General features: G+C 62.5%; 24 protein-coding genes. 13 read left to right on the plus strand and 11 right to left on the minus strand.

Annotated features, from left to right (window positions below; genetic code table 11):
* The first annotated feature begins 55 nt into the window (after nucleotides 1-55).
* Nucleotides 56-1,009 (plus strand): LysR family transcriptional regulator, encoded by a 954-nt coding sequence (locus tag HWU94_RS00875; RefSeq protein WP_185173903.1) that lies wholly within the window; start codon nucleotides 56-58, stop codon nucleotides 1,007-1,009.
* A gap of 62 nt (nucleotides 1,010-1,071) precedes the next feature.
* Here HWU94_RS00875 and HWU94_RS00880 read toward each other — a convergent pair whose 3' ends face one another.
* Nucleotides 1,072-2,043: a bile acid:sodium symporter family protein gene (locus HWU94_RS00880; protein WP_185173904.1), complete on the minus strand. Its 972-nt coding sequence runs from the start codon at nucleotides 2,041-2,043 to the stop codon at nucleotides 1,072-1,074.
* A 32-nt stretch (nucleotides 2,044-2,075) separates the two neighbouring features.
* Nucleotides 2,076-3,509 (minus strand): M48 family metallopeptidase, encoded by a 1,434-nt coding sequence (locus tag HWU94_RS00885; RefSeq protein WP_185173905.1) that lies wholly within the window; start codon nucleotides 3,507-3,509, stop codon nucleotides 2,076-2,078.
* A gap of 156 nt (nucleotides 3,510-3,665) precedes the next feature.
* On the opposite strand from HWU94_RS00885, the gene HWU94_RS00890 reads away from it, so the two are divergent.
* Together HWU94_RS00890 and HWU94_RS00895 are read left to right on the plus strand one after the other, a co-directional pair.
* Nucleotides 3,666-3,911 carry a peptidylprolyl isomerase gene (locus HWU94_RS00890; RefSeq protein WP_185173906.1) on the plus strand — a complete coding sequence of 82 codons (246 nt, stop codon included), beginning with the start codon at nucleotides 3,666-3,668 and terminating at the stop codon, nucleotides 3,909-3,911.
* On the plus strand, nucleotides 3,908-4,177 hold the full coding sequence (locus HWU94_RS00895; RefSeq protein ID WP_185173907.1) for a type II toxin-antitoxin system RelE/ParE family toxin: 270 nt from the start codon (nucleotides 3,908-3,910) through the stop codon (nucleotides 4,175-4,177). Before HWU94_RS00890 ends, HWU94_RS00895 begins: the two co-directional genes overlap by 4 nt.
* A 317-nt stretch (nucleotides 4,178-4,494) precedes the next feature.
* Here HWU94_RS00895 and HWU94_RS00900 read toward each other — a convergent pair whose 3' ends face one another.
* The 4 genes from HWU94_RS00900 to HWU94_RS00915 form a co-directional block, all read right to left on the minus strand.
* Entirely contained in the window at nucleotides 4,495-5,349 is an 855-nt protein-coding gene (locus tag HWU94_RS00900) for a 23S rRNA (adenine(2058)-N(6))-methyltransferase Erm(X) (protein WP_011152925.1), read from the minus strand.
* An 848-nt stretch (nucleotides 5,350-6,197) separates the two neighbouring features.
* On the minus strand, nucleotides 6,198-6,929 hold the full coding sequence (locus tag HWU94_RS00905; protein WP_011867678.1) for an ABC transporter permease: 732 nt from the start codon (nucleotides 6,927-6,929) through the stop codon (nucleotides 6,198-6,200).
* Nucleotides 6,926-7,852, minus strand: a complete 927-nt coding sequence (locus HWU94_RS00910) for an ATP-binding cassette domain-containing protein (RefSeq protein WP_011867677.1) — start codon at nucleotides 7,850-7,852, stop codon at nucleotides 6,926-6,928. Before HWU94_RS00910 ends, HWU94_RS00905 begins: the two co-directional genes overlap by 4 nt.
* A complete protein-coding gene (locus HWU94_RS00915) occupies nucleotides 7,849-8,559 on the minus strand; it encodes a phosphatase PAP2 family protein (protein WP_185173908.1) in 711 nt (236 codons plus the stop codon). Before HWU94_RS00915 ends, HWU94_RS00910 begins: the two co-directional genes overlap by 4 nt.
* A gap of 143 nt (nucleotides 8,560-8,702) precedes the next feature.
* Between HWU94_RS00915 and HWU94_RS00920 the strand changes: the two genes are divergently transcribed.
* Together HWU94_RS00920 and HWU94_RS00925 are read left to right on the plus strand one after the other, a co-directional pair.
* Entirely contained in the window at nucleotides 8,703-10,094 is a 1,392-nt protein-coding gene (locus tag HWU94_RS00920) for a sensor histidine kinase (RefSeq protein ID WP_185173909.1), read from the plus strand.
* Nucleotides 10,091-10,756: a response regulator transcription factor gene (locus tag HWU94_RS00925; protein ID WP_185173910.1), complete on the plus strand. Its 666-nt coding sequence runs from the start codon at nucleotides 10,091-10,093 to the stop codon at nucleotides 10,754-10,756. Before HWU94_RS00920 ends, HWU94_RS00925 begins: the two co-directional genes overlap by 4 nt.
* 210 nt (nucleotides 10,757-10,966) lie before the next feature.
* Here HWU94_RS00925 and HWU94_RS00930 read toward each other — a convergent pair whose 3' ends face one another.
* Nucleotides 10,967-11,584, minus strand: a complete 618-nt coding sequence (locus tag HWU94_RS00930; protein ID WP_185173911.1) for a hypothetical protein — start codon at nucleotides 11,582-11,584, stop codon at nucleotides 10,967-10,969.
* The gene (locus HWU94_RS00935) at nucleotides 11,584-12,123 is read right to left on the minus strand and encodes a hypothetical protein (RefSeq protein ID WP_185173912.1); all 540 of its coding nucleotides are present in this window, start codon (nucleotides 12,121-12,123) and stop codon (nucleotides 11,584-11,586) included. The genes HWU94_RS00930 and HWU94_RS00935 overlap by 1 nt, the downstream gene beginning before the upstream one ends.
* Nucleotides 12,124-12,314: 191 nt before the next feature.
* On the opposite strand from HWU94_RS00935, the gene HWU94_RS00940 reads away from it, so the two are divergent.
* The 3 genes from HWU94_RS00940 (at nucleotide 12,315) to HWU94_RS00950 (ending at nucleotide 14,479) form a co-directional block, all read left to right on the plus strand.
* Nucleotides 12,315-12,512, plus strand: a complete 198-nt coding sequence (locus HWU94_RS00940; RefSeq protein ID WP_185174700.1) for a hypothetical protein — start codon at nucleotides 12,315-12,317, stop codon at nucleotides 12,510-12,512.
* Between the two features lie 53 nt (nucleotides 12,513-12,565).
* Nucleotides 12,566-13,779, plus strand: a protein-coding gene (locus HWU94_RS00945) for an IS3 family transposase (RefSeq protein ID WP_185172942.1) whose coding sequence is annotated in 2 segments (ribosomal slippage) — nucleotides 12,566-12,845 and nucleotides 12,845-13,779 — 1,215 coding nt in all. Because the reading frame shifts where the segments join, the coding sequence is not laid out codon by codon here.
* A 28-nt stretch (nucleotides 13,780-13,807) separates the two neighbouring features.
* Complete coding sequence (locus HWU94_RS00950) at nucleotides 13,808-14,479, plus strand: transposase family protein (protein WP_185173913.1); 672 nt, start codon at nucleotides 13,808-13,810, stop codon at nucleotides 14,477-14,479.
* A gap of 302 nt (nucleotides 14,480-14,781) precedes the next feature.
* Here the strand turns inward: HWU94_RS00950 and HWU94_RS00955 are convergent, their stop codons facing one another.
* Both HWU94_RS00955 and pta read right to left on the minus strand, forming a co-directional pair.
* Nucleotides 14,782-15,921: an acetate/propionate family kinase gene (locus tag HWU94_RS00955; RefSeq protein WP_185173914.1), complete on the minus strand. Its 1,140-nt coding sequence runs from the start codon at nucleotides 15,919-15,921 to the stop codon at nucleotides 14,782-14,784.
* A 168-nt stretch (nucleotides 15,922-16,089) separates the two neighbouring features.
* Complete coding sequence (gene pta, locus HWU94_RS00960) at nucleotides 16,090-18,201, minus strand: phosphate acetyltransferase (RefSeq protein WP_185173915.1); 2,112 nt, start codon at nucleotides 18,199-18,201, stop codon at nucleotides 16,090-16,092.
* A 222-nt stretch (nucleotides 18,202-18,423) separates the two neighbouring features.
* Between pta and HWU94_RS00965 the strand changes: the two genes are divergently transcribed.
* The 5 genes from HWU94_RS00965 (at nucleotide 18,424) to HWU94_RS00985 (ending at nucleotide 22,100) form a co-directional block, all read left to right on the plus strand.
* Nucleotides 18,424-19,095, plus strand: a complete 672-nt coding sequence (locus tag HWU94_RS00965; RefSeq protein WP_185173916.1) for a thioredoxin domain-containing protein — start codon at nucleotides 18,424-18,426, stop codon at nucleotides 19,093-19,095.
* A 77-nt stretch (nucleotides 19,096-19,172) separates the two neighbouring features.
* Nucleotides 19,173-19,988 (plus strand): carbon-nitrogen hydrolase family protein, encoded by an 816-nt coding sequence (locus HWU94_RS00970; protein WP_185173917.1) that lies wholly within the window; start codon nucleotides 19,173-19,175, stop codon nucleotides 19,986-19,988.
* A 16-nt stretch (nucleotides 19,989-20,004) separates the two neighbouring features.
* Nucleotides 20,005-20,322, plus strand: coding sequence for an acylphosphatase (locus HWU94_RS00975; protein ID WP_185173918.1), 318 nt, complete (start codon nucleotides 20,005-20,007; stop codon nucleotides 20,320-20,322).
* An 11-nt stretch (nucleotides 20,323-20,333) separates the two neighbouring features.
* The gene (locus tag HWU94_RS00980; RefSeq protein WP_185173919.1) at nucleotides 20,334-21,266 is read left to right on the plus strand and encodes a cation diffusion facilitator family transporter; all 933 of its coding nucleotides are present in this window, start codon (nucleotides 20,334-20,336) and stop codon (nucleotides 21,264-21,266) included.
* 24 nt (nucleotides 21,267-21,290) lie between these two features.
* Nucleotides 21,291-22,100 carry a spermidine synthase gene (locus HWU94_RS00985; RefSeq protein WP_185173920.1) on the plus strand — a complete coding sequence of 270 codons (810 nt, stop codon included), beginning with the start codon at nucleotides 21,291-21,293 and terminating at the stop codon, nucleotides 22,098-22,100.
* Here the strand turns inward: HWU94_RS00985 and HWU94_RS00990 are convergent.
* Nucleotides 22,097-23,029 carry a DMT family transporter gene (locus tag HWU94_RS00990; RefSeq protein ID WP_221625852.1) on the minus strand — a complete coding sequence of 311 codons (933 nt, stop codon included), beginning with the start codon at nucleotides 23,027-23,029 and terminating at the stop codon, nucleotides 22,097-22,099. The genes HWU94_RS00985 and HWU94_RS00990 overlap by 4 nt on opposite strands.
* Nucleotides 23,030-23,158 lie beyond the last annotated feature (129 nt).

Here is a 23,158-nt window from a genome sequence, read left to right on the forward strand (position 1 = left end):
CAATTCCATGAGTTCAAACAGTATTCATGGGATTTATCAATGAATTGGAGTGAGTGTGTACGACTCCCGCCGCCTCGAAATCTTCTACGAGCTAGCCCAGCAGGGCTCCCTGGCCGCTGCCGCCGATGTGCTGGGCTACGATCCCTCAACCGTCTCAAACCACCTGGCCAAACTTCAGGCTGAGGTGGGGCATCGGCTCTATGAGAAGTCCGGCCGCGGCGTGGTGCTCACCCCGCGCGGCCTGGAACTTGCCGACTATGCCGGGCAGATCCTCTCGCTCATGGAACGCGCCCACAACGCTATGGCTAGCGAAACCAGCCTGGCCCCACGAACCCTCAAGGTGGCGTCCTTCAACTCGGCAGCCCGCTACATGGTGCCGCGGGTCTTCGTACTGCTCGAAGAGCGCGCCCCGCATCTGAGCCTGGAGCTCACCCAGTTGGAGCCCCAGCGCTCTATCGCCGAGCTTGCCCGGCACCAGTTTGACCTGGTCATCGCCGAAGAATACGAAGGACGCCCGGTGCAGCTCCCCGTTACCCTGGTGCGGCGGGAGCTCTGGGAAGACCCCATCGTGCTGGTGGCCCCGGCGGCTATGGTGCCACCGCAACCGCTCGATTCTCTTGCCTGGGCTGAGAGCGCCCCCTGGTGTATGGAACCTCCGGGAACGGAGCTCAGGGCCTGGTCGGACGCCTATCTAGCCGATGCCCATATTGCACCCCGCCCGCGGTTCATCTCAACCGACCTGAGCTGGCAGCTGCACTCGGCCTACGGTGGCTATGCGGTAGCCCTGCTGCCCCATCTGGTGCTTGATGGCCTCTACCGGTCAGAGGTCCCGGCTCCCAGCGGGGCTGAGCCCTGGCGGCAGGGGGTCCGCACCGGAAACCTATGGGTGAGTGAGCCCCTGGGTCGCCGCCGGGTCTTTGCGGTGCTTCGGGCAAGTTCGGAGCAGGACGCCGCCGCCCGCCTCCTCGTTGATATTCTGCGGGATCTGAACCCGGCGTCATCAATGTGAAAATCGGCCGTCATTGCTAACCATCATGGCTATTTTCACCATGATAGTCACCATGATTTTCGCTATGAAGCTTGAACCTGCCTGCCCCAGCGGGCGGCCTTGGCAGCGCAAATCATGAGCTGAACCTGGTGGAAAATCATGAGCGGCAGAATGAGGGCACCCACGGCCCCGCCCCCGAAAATTACCGCTGCCATGGGCAGGCCGGTTGCCAGGGACTTCTTCGAGCCGCAGAACTGCACCGCCACCCGGTCGCCGTAGCTAAAGCCCAGCTTCTTTGAGACAACCCCGCTGAGCCAGAGCAGGAACTCCACCAGGGCAATGGACAGAAGAACCAGGAGCAGGATCTGCCAGGGGCTAATGCGGGTCCAAATGCCCTGCACAATGCCGTCTGAAAAAGCGGCGTAGACCACCATGGCAATGGAGAGGCGATCAACGTGCCTGGTGAGCTTGTTCTTGGCTATGTCGCCCACCCAGCGGCGCAGGAGCTGGCCCAGCACGAATGGCAAGAGCAGCTGGAGTGCGATATCACCAAAAACGGAGCCTGAGATGGTGAGCTGATCGCTCTGCATCAGTAGCATGACCAGCAGGGGAGTGGCTATCACACCCACGATATTCGAGGCACTTGCGCTAACAATTGCCCCTGCCACATTGCCTTTGGCGATAGAGGTGAAAGCCACCGAGGACTGCACGGTGGATGGCACCAGGGTCATAAAGAGCAGACCCAGGTAGAGCTCCCGGCCGATAATTCCCTGGATGGGGTAGAGGGCCAGGCCAATGAGGGGAAAGATCAGGTAGGTGAAGCCCAGAATGGTGCTGTGGAGCCGCCAGTTTTTCAGGCCCTGCAGGGCTTCTTGGGGTGAGAGTCGGGCACCGTAGAGGAAGAAGAGCAGGCCGATTGCGATTTTGGTGGCTACGCTGAACCCCTCGGCGAAGTCCCCGCGCGCCGGGAAGATGATTGCCAGGGCAACGGCGAGCAGAATCAGGGTAATCAGCGGGTCAGGGCGCCAGGAGCGCATTTTCTGTGGTAGGGCCATTTAGCCTATTCTACTCTTTGCCTTTTTGAGGTTTAGCCCTGATCAGTGGGCGGGTTGTCCGGGGCGGACGCCGGGCGCTCGCTTTCCCGAGGTGTAGCACCTGGGCCGCTACCGGCGTCCTGACCCTGCTGGTCAGGTGACTGGCCAGGCGCCTGCTGGAAGCCCTGCGGTGAGGGGGCACCGAAGCCGTTCCAGGGGGTGCGCTGGCGGTACTGCGGGGGTACCCAGCCGCTGTAGAGCATGTCGCCTACCGTGCGGTCACGGTACTGGGCCGGGGGCCGGTAGGTGGTGTTGACTGAACCCCAGTGCTGGTTGTCGGCGCGTTCGGGGTAGGTGGCCAGGTGGTCAGTGGCCTGTAGAGGGTCGGCCCAGGCCTCGGCGGGCTCAGCTGCCGGAATCATGGAGAGCGGGTAGGGCGGGTTGTTCTTGGGTCGCCAGATGAGGCGGCCGGGTTCGGTGCGGTCGCGCAGGGCGTGAGCGCGCCAGGTCACCGGCGGGTGGGTGGTGGTGAGGTTGGCGAGCCAGGTGAAGAAGCCACGCTCGTAGACGGCCCGGTTGGCCAGTTCGTGGAAGTTCACGTCGTTCATCAGGTACTTACCGGCGGCGAGTACGGTGGTGGTGGTTTCGGTGCCGTCGGGGGCGTAGCGGTAGCCGAAGTTGTCGGCGGTGTATTCCTGGGTGCGGGAGAGCAGGTTGCCGAGGATCGGAATCTGCATGAAGAAGCTGGTGAAAATCAGGCGGAAGTAGCTGACGTGACCGGCGGCGATATGCCCCACTTCGTGCCCGATGATGAAGCGTAGGGCTTCGGGGTTGCGGGCTGCGCCACCGATTTCGAAGAGGTCGGAGTAGATGGCGATGAAGCGGCGGTGCCCGTGGCCCGAGGCGAAGGCGTTGATTTGGCCGTTGCCGAGTACGACGTAGGCGTCGGGTACGCGGCGCAGGCCGGCGGCGTGGGCGGCTTCAACAACCATCTGGTAGGCCTCGGGGAACTGGGTGGGGGTAATGCGCACCCCGCTGAGGCGCAGCTGGCCGTACATGGCACCGCGGACGAAGAAGATGCCCAGGGGTAGGTAGATGGCGATGGCGATGAGTTGGCCGACCAGGTTGCTGATTTGGTAGTTGACGAAGTCGTCCCCTAGCACGCTGCTGAAGAGTGAGTAGATGAGGTAGATACCGCCGCCCACGTAGAGCATGATGGTGAGCGCGTAGGCCATGACGACCAGGGGCAGTTCTGCGGGGTGGCGCAGTGCATTGAGGAACTTGAAGGGCAGCAGGGATTGGAAGCCGAAGAGCTTGGGTGCGGGCAGGGGCGAGAGGGGCCGCTGGCGCGTGTCTTCGGGTAGCCAGCCGTCGCTGAGGTCGTTGGGTAGGGGCTGGGTGAGGCTCGGTTCGTTGATGTGCGCGGACGCTTGTGGGCCGGGTTGTTGCGGGTAGGGCGGGGTGGTGCCGGGGTTGTTCTCACTCATGCGATTTCCTGCTGGTTAGGCGGTGTGTTCTGGTTCCACAGTAGCAAGAAAAGGGTCGGGCCCGGTGGGTCTTGCTGTCTAGCTAGCAACGAAGTACAGGGTCTTCTTTGAGGTGACCCCTTAAAATCTGTGTATGACGTGTAATACGATTGAAGCATGACAGTAGAAACAACGGCCCGGAAAGGGCTCACCTTTCGCCCCTCTCACGATGTGCGCCAACGCCTTGAAGCGCTCTCGCACAAAACTAATCGCCCTGTTTCCTTCTACATCAACACCTTGTTAGAAGAACACCTGGTTGAATTAGAACATGCCTTTACCTTGAAGGCCGATGCTGAATCAGTGCGTGCAGGTAAACAGAAAACACATAGTCTGGATGAAGCTCGCGCGGAGCTCGGTCTGTGAGTAGCACCTGGAGGGTGGAGTTAACTCCTCGAGCTCTTAAACAACTGAAAAAGCTGGATAAGCCAGTTGCCCAACGTATTTTAGAAGAACTGGAAAAACTAGAGGGTTTTGAGTACCCGCAGAGCCACTGTAAGGCCTTGACCGGCAACTATTCGGGGCTGTGGCGCTATCGAGCAGGTTCCTACCGAGTGATTTTGGATATTAATCAGGGTGCCTTGGTCCTTTTGGCCTTGGAAGTTGGGCACCGTTCTGCTGTTTATCGGTAAGCGCGTGATTGGAAGAGTAGAAAGTAAAGGGCTGCAACCCGGTGCATTGGGTTGCAGCCCTTTGCTATGCTCTAGAGCTTATAAGGCTTAGGCAACCGGGGCACTTCAGTTTGCCAATTACGCGAAACTCACCAACAACTAGCTCAATGCTTGTTCGAATAGGCCGCACTCATGTCGCGGGTGCGGTCTATTGTCGAGAACATGAGCTTCCTTACCGAGTACAACGCTGCCCGCGAGTTGTCCGTGATTGATGCGTCTGCGGCCAGACTTCGCTTACCTTTTAGTACTACTGGTGCAATTCGGTTTTGGTGGGGGGATTAACGCCGCCGGCTTCGGTTTTTCCGTTGAGGAGGTCGTTGACTACTTCCCGATGGTGAAATTGGTCGATGGTGCGGTGAAGAGGAACCAGTCACCTGGAAGAGATCGATCCAGTCGCTGGTGTGCAATCTGGGAGGTAGGGTCGCAGGGTCGATTCCTCGCGAGTGCAACCATGATTGTGTTTCTGAACGTGATGAAAACAACCCTGCCCTTCGGAGAATTTCCCTTATCCCGCGTCCCCGGGCAGTGAAAACGGTGTGCACCATCGCCTGAAAGGCTTTGCGCTGCTCTATCGGAATCTTCGGGTCACCCACCCGGCGGATCACTAAGATCCCCCCGTCAACGTTTGGCTGTGGCCGGAAAGCAGACCTTGGTACCCGGGAACCCAGGTGAAATGTGAACCATGGGGACCACTGAGCCGTCATCATCGTGCTTGCGCCTACCCCAGCCCGGCGGCGAGCGACTTCCCACTGCATGAGGAGTACAGCGTCAGTCCATGCCGGCGCATGCAGCAACTTTCGAAGAATGGCAGTGGTGAGATGAAAGGGAATATTTCCCACAATGACGCAGGGAGTGGCGGGTAAACGGAAGTTAAGGAAATCATCATGGACCACTTCGACCGCCGCCGAGGAGGTTTCTTGTGTGAGTTTGGCAGCTAGTTTTGCGTCCACTTCAACTGCCGTTATTGCCCTCCCCAAGTAGGCCATCGGGTGAGTGAGGGCACCGCTTCCTGGTCCGATCTCAATGATGGGGCCGGAGGTTTGTTTTACAAGGTCGATGATGGAGTTGATGATCTTGTGGTCGGTGAGAAAATTTTGGCCATGTTCGTGACGGCCGTGTCCGTATGCAGACATCAGGTGTGCTCCTTGGAGTTGAAAAGGAGCCGGGCATGACAAATGAACGCCCGGCTAAAGGACCGGAGTGGTTTTTAACCTACGGGGTAGGAAACCGCCTTAGCGGTTAGAGCGCAACCGCAAGAAAGCGGTATCTGAAATCAACATGGGCCTAATTATATCAATTTAATTTCGCGGGTGATACGCGGTGAAAAAGAAGACAACTGCGCCGCAACAGTGCAAGACATCTGCACCTGGACTGGAATTGTATTTGTCCTACCTTCGGCTCGTCGCGCCGCCACCGCTGGCGGATTTCGTCTCTGAGCAACGAGGGGGAGTTACCCTACCTCCGAGCGTTTTTAAAGTACACCCCAACGGGGCATGTCATTTTCAGAAGACGTTTGCACAGTCAGGATGGGATGGCCAGGCTTGTGAAATCGTCTATTGAACGCTGTCCGTTCACTACTCGCGTGCACTAAGCTGAAAATGTCAGAAGTCCTGTTCACAAGGAGACAGAGATGGGCGAGGACCGAACTGAAATCGCTGCTACGAGGCATCTCACGATGCCCGAGGCTGATTGGGAACAGGCCCGCCTACAGCAACGGGTAATCGCCAGGGTGGTGTTGCAAACTCCGGGAGAAGAGCCGTGAAGCCTCCTCGCGGTCATTTAACCCGTTCAACTGCCTCTGTCTAGTCTAGATGTAGTTGAACGGGTTTGTGAACACCCACTCGGCGAAATGCTCGCGATCGGCTCCTCCGGACCACTGTTCACATCAACGACCGTTTGTTGAACGGCGGTGTGAGTCAGCCCCAGCCCTGCGACGCGACGAACCGTCTTGGGCGGCGGATGCGAGGCGCAGGCCTGCCCATCACGCCGAGTCCCGTCGGACATGGGCACATAGCCCCGCGCCCGCCAGGCCGAGTGCCGGTACGAGAAGCGCGACGGCAGGAGGCCACACGGACATGCCTGCAGGGGCCTCCCCAAGTGCCTGGGCGAGGAGCATGTGGCTGGCGTTGAACGGCAGCCACGGCGTGATCGCCTCGAGCATCGGGACCATGGACGCGAGCTGTTCGATCAGGAGCATCCACGTGATCGGCGCGGCGACGGACACCGCGACGGAGCGCGTGAGGACGGCAAGCGCCGTCGCCATCGTCACCCACAGGAGAACGACGAGGAGATAGGCCGCGAGATAGGCCCACCCCCGCGGCGACATGGCCAGCCCGTCGGGATAGAACCTCGCCGCGACGAGTGCGAGGCCGATGCCGACGACGTACGCGAATGCGAGGAACGCCCACTGGACCGCTGCCTGTGCCACCAACGAGGCCCATCGACTCTTCTGCGTGAGGAAGGACAGCGCCGTCGACCCCGCATTGATCTCGGTCGCGGTGTGTGTGCCGGCGAACACGATGGCCAGCACATGGAAGATGCTCACGCACTTGCCCAGATCACCGGCGTCGATCGGCCCTCGATAGGCCGGGTCGTAGACGATGCCCATCAGGACGATGGGGCCGACGCAGCAGCCGATCAGCAGCGCAGCGAAGATGCCTGTGGAGCGCACGGTGAGCAGTCGGCGCACCTCAGCTGTCAATGCTCGTGTCATCGCTCGGGCCTTTCTTTGCCATGTTCGGCTTCGGATGATCGGTCGGTGAGGCGGAGGAATTCCTCTTCCAGCCGGATCGGCTTGTCCGTCAGGGCAGTGATGAGCACGTCGAGGTCTCGGCAGGTCCGCGAGAGCGTGAGCGCGTCGGGGACCGTCTCGTCGAATGTCACGCAGAGTCCCTCGGGCAGTGCGGTTACGGGGACCCGCAGTCCGCGCAGAGCCTGCTCGACGCGTTCGTCGTCGTCGGTGCGGAGGAGCGCTTGGCGGCTGCGCGCGTGCAGAAGATCGGCGACGTCCCACTGGCCGAGCAAGCGGCCGTTGTCGATGACGACGAGGCGGTCGGCGAGGGTCTCCATCTCGCCGAGCAGGTGGGAGGAGACAAGGACGGCGTGGCCGCTCGCGGCGGCATCGCGCAGGAAGGCGCGCATCCACTCCATCCCCTGCGGGTCGAGGCCATTCATCGGCTCGTCGAGGACGATGTTGCGCGGTCTGCCCAGCAGGGCGGCCGCGAGCCCCAGGCGCTGCTTCATCCCGAGCGAGTAGCCGCCGATCCTGCGATGAGCTGCCTGGGTCAACGCGACGGCCTCGAGTACCTCCCAGGCGCGGCGGTCGGGTAGGCCGGCAGAAGCAGCGATGGTCGTCAGGTGCGCCAGTCCGGTCCGGCCGGGGTGGAACCAGGAGGCGTCGAGGACGGCTCCGACGACCTCGGCCGGCCTCGTCTGGGCGGTCAGCGGGAGCCCGTCGATGAGCACGGTTCCGGTGGTGGGCTTGTGGAGCCCGAGGAGGCATCGCATGGTCGTGGACTTGCCGGCTCCGTTCGGGCCTAGGAACCCGGTGATGGATCCGTCGGGGACCGTGAAGCTCAATCCTTCAACAACGGTCACCTGGCCGTAGCGCTTCGAGAGACGGTCGACCTCGATCATGCGCGCCCGCCCTGGGACCGGCTGGCCGAATCCGGATGGCCGTCCCGTCCGCCAGTCAGACGCCGGTCCAGCACCGGCGACGCCGCGGCGACGACGGCCGCGACGACGAGGGCACCGAGCGCGAGACCGGAGAGCACGTCGTGGACGTAGTGGACTCCGGCGGCCACTCGAGAGGCGGCGATCGCCAGCGCGAGAGGCAACGCGAACCAGGCGAGGCGGGGGACGACGAGGATGCAGGCGGTGGCGAAGGCAGCGGCCAGGACGGCGTGATTCGACGGCCACGACCAGTCCCCGCTCCCGGGGCAGCTGAGCACAGTGGCAGTGTCGACGACGCTGCAGGGCCGCGGCTCCTCGACCAGCAGCTTGACGGCCTCGCTCAATCCGTAGGCCGTGATCACGCCGAGTCCAGCCAGCGCCAGGAGCCAGAACCGCCGGCGCTCGCGCAGCCAGCACCAGAGAGCGAGGATGCCGGCGGTCGCCACGAGGGCAAGCAGACCGAATTCGGCCACGGATCCCACCGCCGAGGCCAGTGCCGAGCCCTCGGCGAGACCGGCGACAGCGGTGAAGAGGCGCTCACGCACCGGATACGTCGCGAGAGCGAGGGCAGCAAGAGCTGCGACGGCAATCAACAGCGCGGGCCATGGCACGGGGCGGGACGAGGATCTGCGCGACGTCGAAAGCGTGCGCGTCGAAGTTTCGTGAGTCATGAAATCCATGCTATAGACGCGGTTCGGCCTCAGAATCTGCCATGCGGGGCGACTCGTCTATGCCCACGGTCATACCGGCGAGGTGCTGCGCACGCCCGATCGAGGGAGGCGGCGAGCCCACGGTCCCCGGTAGAATGGAGCGCATGACCCTAATTAATCGTCCGTCTGCGCGCCGGAGCGTCGACGCGCTAACGGCAATCGGTTTCGGGGTGCTGGCCTCCGCGCCGGAGCCGGGCCTCTTCATGGCCCTGCTCACCGGCATCGCCGCGATCGCAATCGGGCTCTGGTCCAGGGGTCCGCGCGCGGGCCTGGGAGGACTGGCAGTGCTGGTCGTCGTGAGCATGGCCCGGGCCACGTGGCTCGACGGGCACTGGCTCTACGTCGCGGAGGAGTTGCCCCCGGCGCTCATGCGCGCTGGTGTGCCCTGGCTGATCGGTCTCGCCGTGCGCCAGTACATCGTCCTCGGGCGGAGGGCAGACCGCGAGCGAGAGCTGCGGCAGGTCCAGCGCCTGGCCGAGCTCAAGGAGCGCGCCACCGCCGACCGGCTCGCCCTCGCGCAGTCGCTGCACGACGACCTCGGCCACTCGTTGAGCCTCGTCGCGCTCAATCTCGGACGGCTCGAGATCGACCCGGCACTGCCCGAGAGCGCCCGCACCTCGCTCTTACACGCCCGCAACGACCTCGCCCACGCGGTCGAACGCCTGGGGGACTCCGTCTCCGACCTCAGATCCGGCGCTCCCGTGCTGCCAATGGGCGCAGCATCTGTCGATGCACTGCTGGCCCGGGCCCGCGCAGCCGGTGCGCGCATCACCGTGCAAGGACTGCCGGAACCCAGGCGGCTGCAGGACTTCGGAGGCGAGCAGGTCACGAGGGTCCTACAAGAAGCGATCACGAACGCAAGCAGGCACGCTCCCGGCACCCCGATCGACATCACCGCTGCCGACGTCGGTGCCGAGCTGCGTCTGAAGATTGAGAACGCCCTCGGCGAGACTCCTGCCGACGCGCACACAGCGGGCACGGGCCTGAGCACTTTGGAAAGTGAGCTCCGCGCCCACGGCGGAGAACTCGCCGCGGAGAAGACGGACAGTGCGTTCGTCCTCTCTGCGGTCCTCCCGACTCGCCGTCAGGAGCAGAGCACGCACGATGATCGCGCTGTGGAGGCGACGAGAGACGTCGATGAGAGCTCGACCGGCAGAACGAAGCTCCGCCAGCGACTGATTCTCGCCTCGACCGCGGCGATCGTCGTCGTCGGGCTCGCAGCGGTCGAGGCGCTGACGGTGGTGCAGAACCACCGCGCGCTGCTGTCGGCAGGGGCCTTCTCAAGCATCAGCGTCGGAGACGCGCGGGCGGAGACCGAGCGGATCCTGCCCGGCCACGAGCTGCCGGCCAGGCGGGGCGAGAACCGACCGGACGACTGCCACGACTACGCCGTGACCGCGAACACCTTTGACGACGCTGCCGGGGACGTGTACCGGATCTGCTTCGCGCAGGACGAGGTCTCCAGCACCGAGTACATCGCAGGAGGACAACGATGACAGCGACCGAGGCCCCGGTCAGAGTCCTGGTCGCCGACGACGACCCCCTCGTGAGGACCGGCATCGTCGGGATCCTCGACACCGATCCCGCCATCGAGGTCGTAGCCCAGGCCGCCGACGGAGCAGAGGCCCTGCGCAAGATCGACGCGCACCGTCTCGACGTCGCCCTCTTCGACATCCAGATGCCCGGGATGAGCGGACTCGACGCGCTGCAACGGCTCCGCTCCGACGGGAGCGCGCTCCCCTGCCTGTTCGTCACCACGTTCGGGGAGGACGACTACATCGCCGAGGCCATCCGGCTCGACGCAGACGGGTTTGTCCTCAAGTCCGGCGATCCGCGCCAGCTGATCGCCGGTGTGCACGCCGTCGCCGGTCGCGGAGCGTTCTTCTCGCCCTCGGTCGCCCGGCGTCTGCTCGACTCCGGCGTCTCGACGACGTACACCCAGTACGCGAGCGCCGTCGAACGCTTCGAACGCCTCACGGCTCGCGAGCGAGAGATCCTGATCCGGCTCAGCCAAGGAGAGACGAACGCTGAGATCGCGAAAGCGCTGTACCTCGCTCCCGGCACCGTCAAGGTGCACGTTTCCGCGATCCTGCGGAAGACTGAAGCGCGCAACCGCGTAGAAGCAGCCCTCATCGCCCTTCGCGCCGGACGAGCCTAGATCTTCTCGGGACGACGACGATCAGGCTTCGTCGTGCCGGAGCTTCGGAACGTCCGCGACGAGACCTTCGATGGTGTCTTCGGGGCGGAGACAAGCGCCGCGCAGAGGAGGTCGAAATCTGCCACGGCACCATTGTTCCCGAGTCGCGTCCGACCCTGCTCGCGCGGAGAAGGTCCCGGAGTAGATCTGGGGGCGTTCTTGTGGTCATTCTCAGAAGACGAAGTCGGCGGCTGTCTCGCCGACCTCGGCGCACATCGAAGCGAAGTTGCTCGCCTCGATGTCGGTCCTGGACGTCGCAACGTCCGCGAAGTTCTTCAAAGTGTCCTCGGTGATCTCGACGCGTATCGATTCCGCCGCGACGTTCTCCAACGGCGACTTGCCGATCCACGTCGCCTCGAACGCTGCTCCATCGCCGCCGTCGACCCGCTCGAGGGTGGCGACGCCCTCGGACTTCGTCTGGCCGGCGCAGTTGACGATCCCGTAGGTGACCTCGCCCGCCTCCTCGTCGAGCACCCAGCGCTCAAGCGCGGGCGAGAAGTTCTGGATCGCGCGGAGATACTGGACATGCCCGTCCTCGACGCCCAGGTCCGCGGTTGCGCCCGACTTCTCGCCCTGGCCGCCTTCCTCGGTGCTCTCGTCGCCGGTCTCCTCGGCCGGGGTCTCCGGCTCGGTAGGCTCGGTAGCCGGTTCCGAGGGGACTGGATCCTGCGCTTCGGCATGGAACGCGGCGCGGTCCTCGTCGTCGCCGGGGTAGCTGCACCCGCTGAGCGCGAGAGCAGCGGCGGCCAGCAGTGCTGCGCCGATGGTCGTGATCGCCGCCTTCGTCATCAGACGTCACCCCTCTCGGCATCGGGCGTACCAGTGGTCGTCTTCACCTGGAGGCCCGACTTCGTCTTCATCTTCGAGACCAGGTTCGTGAACAGCTGCGGCGCGACGATGAAGGACGCGATGAGCGCCGAGGCGGCTCCGGCGATCCAGACGTTGCTGAAGATGCCGAGCGCCACCGAGAGTCCCCAGCGGAAGATCATGTAGCCGACGGTGAAGCCGAGCGCCAGCAGCGCCATCCGCCAGATGGGCGAGCGGCCCTGGAACTCGCGCCAGGCGGTCTTGAGCAGGCCGCGCGTCTCGCCGAAGTCCTTCCGGTTCTTCTCCGGGACGACGATCAGCCCCGCCTTGAGCATCATCGAGATGAGCTGCATGAAGAAGAAAAACAGGCCGGTCGCAGCCAGGTCCAGGGCTCCGGCGTTGGAGATCGCCCAGGCGGCTATGCCGACAGCGCCGCAGGCGAGCAGGGTGCCCAGCACCGTCCAGGCGTGGTTCTCGGGGCCGCCGCGGTCGAGCTTGATGTTGATGTTCTGGTCGGACATGGTCCTCACTCCTTCGTCTCGTCCAGCTTCGCGGGGCCGGAGATGATCTTGATGGCGTCGTTCGGCACGGGAGCGACGCTCTGCTGTGCCTCACCCGCCGTAGAGGAGGCCGACAAGCTGCTTCGCCATGTCCGCGGCGTCCGCCGCGATGAAAATCTCGTCATCGGTATCCAGAATCAACGCCACGGTCTCTGAACTCCTGCTATGTATCTTGCGAGCGCATTCTTGATCCGTCCTTGCAAGGTAAGCCAGTTGTGGTGTTGTCGAATAATGATGGTTGCATTGTTGCTTTGTCGGCTGAGGCTAAGGCTTTGGGGTATGCGATGGGTGATCCGTGGTTTCAGATTCGGGTGCGGGCTCGGGAGCAGGGTGATATGTACTGGGTTTAGTTCCGCTCCCGTAAATTTAGAAACAAACAAAAAGAGCAAAGGAACCTTCACCCATGCCCACCAAATACCCCGCCGAACTCAAAACACGAGCCCTACGCCTACTGACCGACCACCTGGAAAACAACCCCAACACAGGCATCTACACCGCCTGCCGAAACATTGGAGAACGCCTCGGCATCGGCCCCGAAACCCTACGAAAATGGCACAAACAAGCCGCCATCGACCAAGGAGAAACCCCCGGGCCCACCAGCGATATGGCAGCAGAAAACCGAAGACTTCGCAAAGAAATTGCTGAACTACGCAGAGCCAACGAAATCCTGAAAGCCGCTTCGGCTTTTTTCGCAGCCGAGCTCGACCGTCCGGCCCGATGATGATCCGTTTCATTGATACCCATAAGGATCTCTTCGGGGTCGAGCCGATTTGCCGGACTCTCGCTGAGCATCTAGACGGTGGATTCATCACCTCACGTGGCTACCGAGCAGCAAAAGCCCGCGTGCCAGCAGCTAGAACACTCAGTGACCAGTTGCTGATCCCCGAGCTTCTGAGAATCCACCAGGAAAACTACGGAGTCTACGGGGTGCGCAAGATGTGGCAAGCCATGAGACGAGCAGGCTGGGCTATCGGCCGGGATCAGACCTACCGGCTCATGCGTGCTGCTGGTATCCAGGGGGTACACCGGGGTCGTAAACCGGTGACTACCAGGGCTACCAAGGCTCCTGATAACCGCCCTGACCTCGTCAACCGCCAGTTCACCTCTGATGCCCCACATCGCCTGTGGGTAGCAGATTTCACCTATGTTCGTACCACCAGCGGCTTCTGCTATACCGCTTTCATCACTGATGTCTTCAGCCGGAAGATTGTCGGTTGGGGTGTTTCCTCAACCATGCATACACTCGGGATGCCTTTGACGGCTTTGAAGCAGGCTCTTTTCGATGCTCGTAAGTGTGGGTCTGTTTTGACTGAGATTGTGCATCATTCTGACCGTGGGGCCCAGTACGTGGCTGAGGATTACACGCGTGAGCTTCGGGGCCTGGGTGTGCAACTGTCAGTTGGGTCAAGGGGCGATTCGTACGATAATGCTTTGGCTGAGTCGGTTAACGGTGCGTATAAGGCAGAGCTTGTGCGTGGCCGGTTCTTTGAGTCTGTTGCTCAGTTGGAGGTTGAGACGGCGGGTTGGGTGTGTTGGTGGAATGAGCAGCGGTTGCATTCGTCCCTTGGTTATCGGACTCCGCAGGAGGTGGTGGATGGTGTTGTGAGTCTCGTATGATGGTAGGAACTAAAGCCAGTACATATCAGTGCTAACCCTCACCCAAGCCCTCAAAATCACCCTGCTCTACCACCGCCACAACCTCACCGAAGAACTCCTCGCAGAACTTTTTGCTGTCTCTCAATCGACAGTCTCACGAGCTATCAACACCATCGAAAAGGCCCTGGAGAAGATTCTCACTCCGCTGATTCAGCCTTTGAAAGAAAGCCTCAAAGTACCAGGATCTTTGGTCATCGATGGGCCCCTGATACCCACGTGGAATTGGCGTTCACTTGGTAAAACAAATTTCTCTGGAAAGCACAAACGAGCCGGATTCAACCACCAAGTCATCTGCACCCTCGATGGCAGACTCCTAGCCATCACTGACCCGTTGCCTGGGGCTAGGCATGATGCATATGCCTTCAAGGTTCACGGGCTAGATCAGCTGCTGGATTCCTCGACTCTGGCTGATAAGGGCTATGTGGGTCTGGGGTTGGCTACCCCGGCCAGGCGTAAGCCGGGCCAACGGCTGAGCCGGGAGCAGAAGCTGAATAATCGGGTGCTGAATCGGCTACGGTCGGTGGTGGAGCGGGTTATCGCTCACATCAAGACTTGGCGGATTCTTCATACGGGGTTTAGGCGGCCGTTGGGGTTGTATGGGCGGGTGTTTGCGGTGGTGCGGGGGTTGGTGTTTTTGGCTGGGGGTGGGACTTTTGAATAAGCCTCTAGGTGTGGAGAAGATGCTCATGGGATGCTCCTTGAGTGCTTGGTCAGCCACCTTTGGCTGAGACTTGGGGATCAAGAGTGGAGTTCTTGTGCTTCTGACATTAATGCCAAGGTGAGGATTTGGTCAAGAAGTTATCTGAAAAAAGTTGATAGATTTTTCAAGGATTTCCTTGGGGGCTCCTAGCCCGGTGGGTCTTGCTACCTGACCAGCAACGAAAAGCGGGGCTTCCTTCGAAACACAGTCAAGAACCGTAGTTCGAAAGAAACCCCGCCCTATCAGCGGTGAGGCCCTAAAACTTAGGCAACCAGGGCCTCGGTAGCTTCAGCGATAGCCTTTTCCTCGTTGGTGGGAACGACCAGCACGGGGATAGCTGAGTCCTCGGTGGAGATGATGCGGGGCTCGTCGCCGCGTACCTTGTTGGCTTCGGCGTCCAGCTTGATGCCCAGGGCGCCCAGGCGCTCAACAGTCAGCTGGCGGAACTGGTGGGAGTTCTCACCAATACCTGCGGTGAAGACCAGGGCCTTAGCGCCACCAACAGCTACATGGTAGGCGCCAATGTACTTAGCCAGGCGGTAGGAGGTCATGTCCAGGGCTAGCTTGGCGCGCTCGTCCCCAGCTTCCATAGCCTCAACCACAGCACGCATGTCGTTGTTGCCAGCGATAGCGAGCAGGCCGGACTCCTTGTTCAGCAGGGAGTCCATCTTGGCGGGGGTCATTTCGGGGTCGCGCATCATGATGGAGGTCAGCACGGAGGGGTCGATGTCGCCGGAGCGGGTACCCATGACCAGGCCAGCCAGGGGGGTGTAGCCCATGGAGGTATCGAGGCACTTGCCGCCCTGGACGGCGGTGATGGAGGCGCCATTACCCAGGTGGGCGATCACGCCGTTAAAGTCGGAGCGGTCCAGGCCCAGGAAGTCAGCGGCAATGCCGGTGACGTAGTCGTGGCTAGTGCCGTGGAAGCCGTAGCGGCGCACGCCGTACTTCTCAACCAGTTCTTCGGGCACAGCGTAGCGGTAGACGTGCTCGGGCATGGTGCCGTGGAAGGCGGTGTCGAATACGGCAACCATGGGGACGCCGGGGTAGGTTTCCTGGGCAGCTTTCAGGCCGAGGACGTGGGCGGGGTTATGCAGGGGGGCTAGGGGGGAGAGCTCGTCAATCTTGGCGATGACGTCGTCGGTGACCAGAACGGGCTCTGAGAAGATATCGCCGCCCTGAACGATGCGGTGGCCGATAGCGTCGATGGTCTTGCCGTGCAGGGGTTCTTCCAGAGCCTTAGCCATGATGTCGAGGGCTTCGGTGTGGGTGGGAATCTCGGCGGAGCCGATGTTCTCGACCAGGCCCTTAGCGATGACCTGGTTCTCTTCGCCGGTAGCGGTGGTGTCACGTACCTGGTACTTCACAGATGAGGAGCCGCAGTTAATAACGAGTACGAGCATGAAAGTGTTTTCCTTTAGTTGCTTAGTGAGTGAGGTGGGGCACGGACGCCCGCGCCTAGGGCGCAGGGGAGTCCGCTGTGCCCCTAGGTTTCGCGGCGGAGGGGATGTACCCGGTTCCGCCAACCCAACCCCGCGCGTCCGGCTGACCGTCCGCGCGTCCGCGTCCTATTACAGGGTCTGGGCCTGGATCGCGGTGATAGCTACGGTGTTGATGATGTCATCGACGGTAGCGCCGCGGGAGAGGTCGTTGACGGGCTTGCGGAGGCCCTGCAGGACGGGGCCGACGGCTACAGCGCCGGAGGTCTGCTGCACAGCCTTGTAGGTGTTGTTGCCGGTGTTCAGGTCGGGGAAGATGAACACGGTTGCCTGGCCTGCGACCTCTGAGCCGGGGAGCTTGGAGGAGGCGATGGACATGTTGGAGGCGGCGTCGAACTGGATGGGGCCTTCGAAGGCGAAGTCGGGGTTGGATTCGCGCAGTTTTTCGGTGGCTTCGATGACGATGTCGACGTCGGCGCCGGAGCCGGAGGTGCCGGTGGAGTAGGAGAGCATGGCGACCTTGGGGTCAACGCCGAACTGGCGGGCGGTCTCTGCTGAGGCCTTGGCGATGTCGGCGAGCTGCTCGGAGTTGGGGTTGGGGTTCACTGCGCAGTCGCCGAAGACGAGCACGCGGTCTTCCATGAGCATGAGGAAGACGGATGAGACGACTTTGACGCCTTCGCGGGTTTTGATGAATTCAAGGGAGGGGCGGATGGTGTTGGCGGTGGTGTTTACGGCGCCGGAGACCATGCCGTCGACGATGCCCTTGTGTACGAGCATGGTGCCGAAGTAGGAGGGGTCCATCATGCGGTTCTGGGCGCCTTCGAGGGTCATGCCCTTGTGGGCGCGCAGTTCGGCGTAGGTGGCGGCGAAGTCGTCGGTGTATTCGTTGTTGTCGAGGTCGATGATGGTGACGCCGCGCTTGCCGTCTTCTGCGATGGGCAGATCGATGGATTCGCGCTGGCAGATTTCTGCGATTTTTTCGGGGTTGCCGATGAGGGTGAGGTCGCAGAAGTCGCGGCGGACGATGATGGATGCGGCGCGCAGGATGCGGGGGTCGTAGCCTTCGGGTAGGACGATGGAGCGGCGGTCGCTGCGGGCCTTTTCGATGAGGTTGTGCAGGAAGCGCAGGGGGGTCATGGTTACGGGGCGTTCGAGTTCGAGGCGCTCGAAGAGTTCCTTTTCGTCGACGTTGCGGAACCATTCGCCGAGGGCGGTTGCGATTTTGCGGGGCTGGCCGAGGGCGAGCTGGCCGCGCACCATGGAGACGGCGCGGCCGGCTTTGAAGGTGTCGAGCTGGGTGGAGAAGACGGGGAAGGGTGCCTTTTCGACGAGCTGGCCGATGGCGGTGTCGCCCTTGAGTTCTGCTGCGAGGCCGCCGGTGAGGAGTAGGCCTGAGGGGGCGGGGAAGGTGGGGGAGAGGGCGGACGCGAGGGTTGCGACCATGATGTCGGTTCGGTCGCCGGGGACGATGACGAAGTCGCCGTCGGTGAACTGGGAGAGGAAGTTGGAGACGGTCATGGCCGCGATTTTGATGTCGTGGATGTCGCGGTCGAGGAAGTCCTGGCTCATGCCCTCGTGGTCTAGGCCGAGGTTGTAGACGACTTCGGCGACGGTGGGGAGTGAGATTTCGGGGAGTTCGGGTAGGACGTAGACGGGGCGGTTTGAGGGGCCGCGCTTGACGTTCTTGAGGATTTCTTCGCGCAGTTCGGGGCGGGCGCGGTTGACTATGACGGCGAGGACGTCGACCTTGGCGCCGTGGAGTTCGGTGCGGGCTACGTCGACGGCGTTGATGACGTCTGAGACGGTGGATTCTTGGGCGCCGACGACGGCGATGACGGGGGTGCCGAGGTCTTTGGCGAACTGGGCGTTGAGGTCGAATTCGACGGTGGCTGCGTTGTGGGAGAGCATGTCGGTGCCGTCGACGATGATGGCGTCGCAGTGCTTGGCCATCTCGGAGTAGACGGAGACGGCGATGGACGACATCTCTTCGTGGTCGCCGGAGGCGAGCAGTTCGCGGCAGCGTTCGAGGGAGACGCCGCCGCGGGCCTGGTCGTCGCTGAGGTTGTATTTGGTGCGGAGCAGACGGATTAGCGGATCCTGGGCTTCGATTTCGCCGCTGAAGACGGGGCGGAAGAAGCCGACGCGGTCGGTTTCTTTGAGCAGGGAGTCAAGCAGGCCGATGGCGATGAGGGACTTGCCGGAGCCCTGGTTCATCGCGGAAATGTACATGCCGTTGGTCATCTGGGTCTACATCCTTGTGGCTGTGTTTTGTGGGTTACGGTGGCTGTGGGGCTACCGTATGTTTACTTCTGAGTTTATTCCTTTGGGTGGGCTTTAGGGGCGGCGCGGCGTGTGTTTGTGTGGTATCTCATGGGGTGCGGACGCTTGCTGACAGTGTGTGCCCGCGGTGCGCGCGGGTGGGTGGTTAGGCTGGGAGAAGCAGTATTTTTTGAGGAGAGTCTTATGTCTGTGAAGCTAACCCGTCGTGCCCTGGTGAGCCTTCTTCCGGTTGTAGGTCTGGTGGCCTGTGGTGGTTCTAGCGATACCGCCGGTAGCGCTTCTGCCGCCGCAAGCGGGGAAGCTGCAGCGGGCGTCCGCACCGATGCCGGTTACCAGCTCAACGCGGTGACCGACGGCGCCCCCACGGTGACCCTCTACACCGATCTGCAGTGCCCCTACTGCGCTAAGGCTGACCCCAAGTACCGTGAGGCCGCTGCCGAGTTAGAGGGCACCATGAACGTGACGGTGCGCCACTTCCCGCTGTCGATGCACGCCAACGCAGTGCCCGCTGCCCAGGCCGTGCAGGCTGCTGAGGCCCAGGGTGCCTATGTGGCGATGTCTGATCACCTCTACACCCACCAGGCTGACTGGAAGGAAATCACCGATACCGCCCAGTTCGCCACCCTCATGGGTGACTACGCCGAGGCGCTGGGCCTGGACCGTGCCCGCTTCGAGTCTGACCTGACAAGCGAAGAGGCTCTTGCCCTGATTGAGCAGGAGTATCAGGACGGCGTCGCCGCAGGTGTGAAGGGCACCCCCAGCTTCGTTGTGGAGGGCACCAAACTTGAGAACGTTGACTCCGCAACCAGCACCGCCGACATGGTGGCGGCCTTCAAGCAGGCGGCCGGTCTTTAGCGAGCCGTGTAGGTAATCGAAACCTTCAGTGGGCGGACGCCTGGTCACCGTCAGCTGCACCCTCTAGAGTTGAAGGTATGAAGATAGCTCTCGCCCAGATGCTCAGTACCAAAGACGTTGCCCGCAACATCGAGACGATTCGGGAATACACGGCGCTCGCGGCGGAGCGCGGTGCCCGCCTGGTGGTCTTCCCTGAGGCGGCCATGCTCAGCTTTGGCGGGCGGCTGTATGACGATGCGGCCCAGCACGAGCTGACCTTCCGCACCGCCCTCGCTAACATCGCGCGCGAGAACTACGTGACCGTGGTGGCGGGCGGCTTCGCCCCGGTGCAGCTAGCTGACGAATGGAACCTGCGGGTCTACAACAACCTCTACTGCTTTGACCAGAACGGGGCAGAGACTGTCTACACCAAGATGCACCTCTACGACGCTTTTGGGTTTCAAGAGTCTGAGGGGGTCAAGGCCGGTGAGCAGCTGGTGACCGTCACCGTGGACGGCACCAAAATTGGTCTGGCTACCTGCTACGACGTGCGCTTCCCCAAGCTCTTTGCCGACTACTCCCGCGCCGGGGCGAAGGCGACGGTGGTGGCGGCGTCCTGGGCTGGGGGAGAGGGCAAGGTGGGCCAGTGGCAGATTCTGACCAGCGCTCGCGCCCTGGATTCCAACATGTTTGTGCTGGCTGTTGACCAGGCTTCCCCCACGAGCGCTGACCCGCGGGCAGATATCACCCAGCCAACCGGTGTGGGCTATTCCCGGGCGGTTTCTCCCTTCGGCGTGACCCTGGCTGAGGCGGGTGAAGCCCCCGAAATTCTGGTGGTTGACCTTGACCTCTCTGAGGTAGACCGCGCCCGCTCCGCCCTGCCCGTGCTACGCAACGCCAAGCTGGACTACTAGAGAAAGAGCACCTGACATGGGTTTCTTTGATATCTTCACCGATAAAGCCCCCGCCGAACCGGCCGAGGCCCAGCTGATGGCCACTGCCTACGGGCACGTGCAGGGTGTGGGTTTCCGCTGGTGGGTAGCTGGTATCGCTAAGCCCCTGGGGCTGGTGGGCTACGCCAAAAATATGGACGATGGGTCGGTTGAGATTGTTGCCCAGGGCAGTGCGGACGCCTGTGAGCAGCTCCTTGCCGAACTGACCGGCGGCGATACCGCTGGTAGGGTTAATCATGTTGACTCTGACATCACCCAGCCGGTTGGCTCCTATAAGGGGTTCGGCATCTACTAGAAGGGCACACCATGGGCCACTCGCACGGCCACTCCCACAGCCATGCCCACGGCGGCGGGGCTAACGAGCGCCGCCTCATCATCGTGGTGGTTATTGCCTGGTCACTGGTTGCCTTCCAGCTGGTTGGAGCCTGGCTGACTGGTTCCCTGGCCCTGCTCTTTGACACGGTCCACGTCTTCACCGATGCCCTGGGGGTCAGCGTTGCCCTGGCCGCCGCGCGCCTGGCCCGCCTGCCGGCGTCCTCGCGCCACACCTGGGGGTTCCGCCGGGTTGAGGTGCTCTCAGCCATGTTCCAGGCCGCCGTGCTGCTCGGGGTAGGGCTCTTTGTGCTCTACGAGGCGGTGCAGCGCCTGCTGGAACCCGCCCCCATACCGGGTCGCGAAGTGCTGATTTTCGGCGTCATTGGCCTGGTGGGCAACATTGTGATGATTGCGGTACTGGTGGGCGGCGACCGCACCAACTTCAACATGCGGGCCGCCTTCTTGGAAGTGCTCAACGACGCCCTGGGGTCGGTGGCGGTCATTATCTCGGCCCTCATTATCTGGCGTACCGGCTTCTACCAGGCCGACGCCCTGGTGGCTGTGCTCATCGGTCTGCTGATTATCCCGCGCACCGTCAAGCTCTTCCGCGAAACCGCCTCGGTGCTGCTGGAATCAACCCCGCGTGGGCTTGACCTCGACGAGGTACGCCGCCACCTCGAAGGCCAGCCCCACGTGGTTGCCGTGCACGATTTGCACGCCACCCAGATTTCCTCCGACCTGCCCGTGCTCACCGCCCACATCGTGCTGGATGATGAGTGCTTCACCACCGGTCACTCGGTTGAGATTCTCAAGAACCTGCAAAGCTGTGTGGCCGAGCATTTTGAGGTCTCTATTAAGCACTCCACCTTCCAGATGGAGCCTCGTTCCCTGGCCGCCGATGAAGACCTGCGCCACCTGCACTAGGTAACAGGCACTAGGCTAGAGAGCATGTCACGCACTATTCAGCTGTCTTTCTCTGGCCTGAGCGCCTCTGTTGCCCCCGACGGCTTCTCTGAGACCGGCCGTATTCTTGAAATCGGTGGGGCCGAGCAGTCCCACGTGGATCTAGCCCACCCCGACTTCATCTTCTATGAGTACCTGCGCCGCATCGGCAACCTGGTTGACCTTCAGGGGGTGCCGGGTGAACCGATAACCGCCGCCCACCTGGGGGCTGGGGCGCTAACCCTGGTGCGCTACATTCAGGCCACCCGCCCCGGTTCTGCCCAGCTGGCCGTCGATATTGAGCGGGAGCTACCCGGTTTCGTGATAGAGCAGCTGCCCCTGCCCGCGGGGACCAACTGCCAGATTCTGATTGAGGACGCTGCCGCTGCCGCTCCCAGCCTGAAAGCGGAGCTGGGCGCCGCCGGTGGTCTTGACCTGGTCGTCCTCGATATTTTCTCGGGCTGGGAGGCCCCGCCCCACCTGACCACCGCTGAGTTTTACACCGACCTGCGCGATTCCCTGGCTCCGGCAAGCGGCGATAGCGCGGGCGGGCTCTTGGCTGTGAACGTGGGGGACGACGCCGGGCTGAGCTTCTTCGTTGCCCAGGCCCGCACCCTACTCGATGTCTTTGAGCATGTCTGGTGCCTGGCCGACACCACCATGCTGAGCGGACGCCACGCGGGCAACCTCATTCTGGTGGGCTCGCACGTGGCGCTCACCCAGGACGCCGCCACCCGCCTGGTCGGCGCCGGGCCGCACCCGGCGTCCGCCCTGGGCACTGACGAGCTGGTGGAGCTCCTGGGGAAACTGGGCTAGGGCGCGTCTACCTGAGCGATAGTGCTGGTGACGGGAGCGGGCTCGCCCGCTGCCCGCTGAGGGCGTGATGTGACGGTGATGCCCATGGAGGCTACCGTCAGCAGTAGAATTGCCGTCCAGCGCAGGGCCCCGGTGTCTTGGGAGAGCAACAGCCAGCCGCCGATAGCCGCGATGCCGGGTTCCAGGCTGAGCAGAATAGAGAAGACATTGTTGGGCAGGCGGCGCAGGGCCGCCAGCTCGAAGGTGTAGGGCACAACGGACGCCAACAGACCCGTACCCACCGCCAGGGCAAGGACGCCGGGGTCGGCAAAGGCCTGAGCGGCACCGACCCCGCCAAAGGGCAGTGTGATGAGTGTGGCGATGACCAGGGCGGCGCCCAGGCCGCCAGCCCCGTCGATGAGCCTGCCCACGCGGGAGCTCGCCAGAATATAGCAGGCCCAGAAAAAGCCTGCGACTAGTGCAAAGGCCAAGCCCAGGGTGGAGATATGCTCGGCCCCGAAGGCTTTTTCAACTCCGATGAGGGCCATGCCGATGGTGGCTAGCCCGATCCAGAGACCGTCAATGAGGCGGCGGGAGAGCACCGCTGCGAGCACGAGCGGACCGATGAATTCTACAGATACCGCCAGCCCCAGCGGCAGCAACTCGATGGCGTGGTAGAAGGCCCCGTTCATGAAGGCAAAAGACGCCCCGAGTAGGGCGACGGCAATCCACTGGGGCAGGTTCCAGGCCCAGAAACGGGGCCGGGTAAGAGCACAGATGACCAGGGCAGCTACCCCTAGCCGCAGGTTGGTGACGCCCCAGGCGCCCAGCTGGGGAAAGAGCTGCACCGCAAAAGCCGCGCCAATCTGTAGAGAGATACAGGAGCCGATCACGAGAAGCACGCCGGTGGTCTTATCGGAGCCGGTGAAACGGGAACGAACTGCCTGCACAGGTGCCTTCTTTCGCGAGGGGTACTGCAAACAGTGTAGGTGGCTACCTGCTGTAGCGGTGTCGCTGACCGCCAAATGTTACGGTGTCGCTCACACACGTGGCGGCCGGTGCCACAATTGTCACCTAGA

This window comes from Rothia nasimurium, assembly GCF_014217215.1.
Taxonomy (GTDB): domain Bacteria; phylum Actinomycetota; class Actinomycetes; order Actinomycetales; family Micrococcaceae; genus Rothia; species Rothia avistercoris.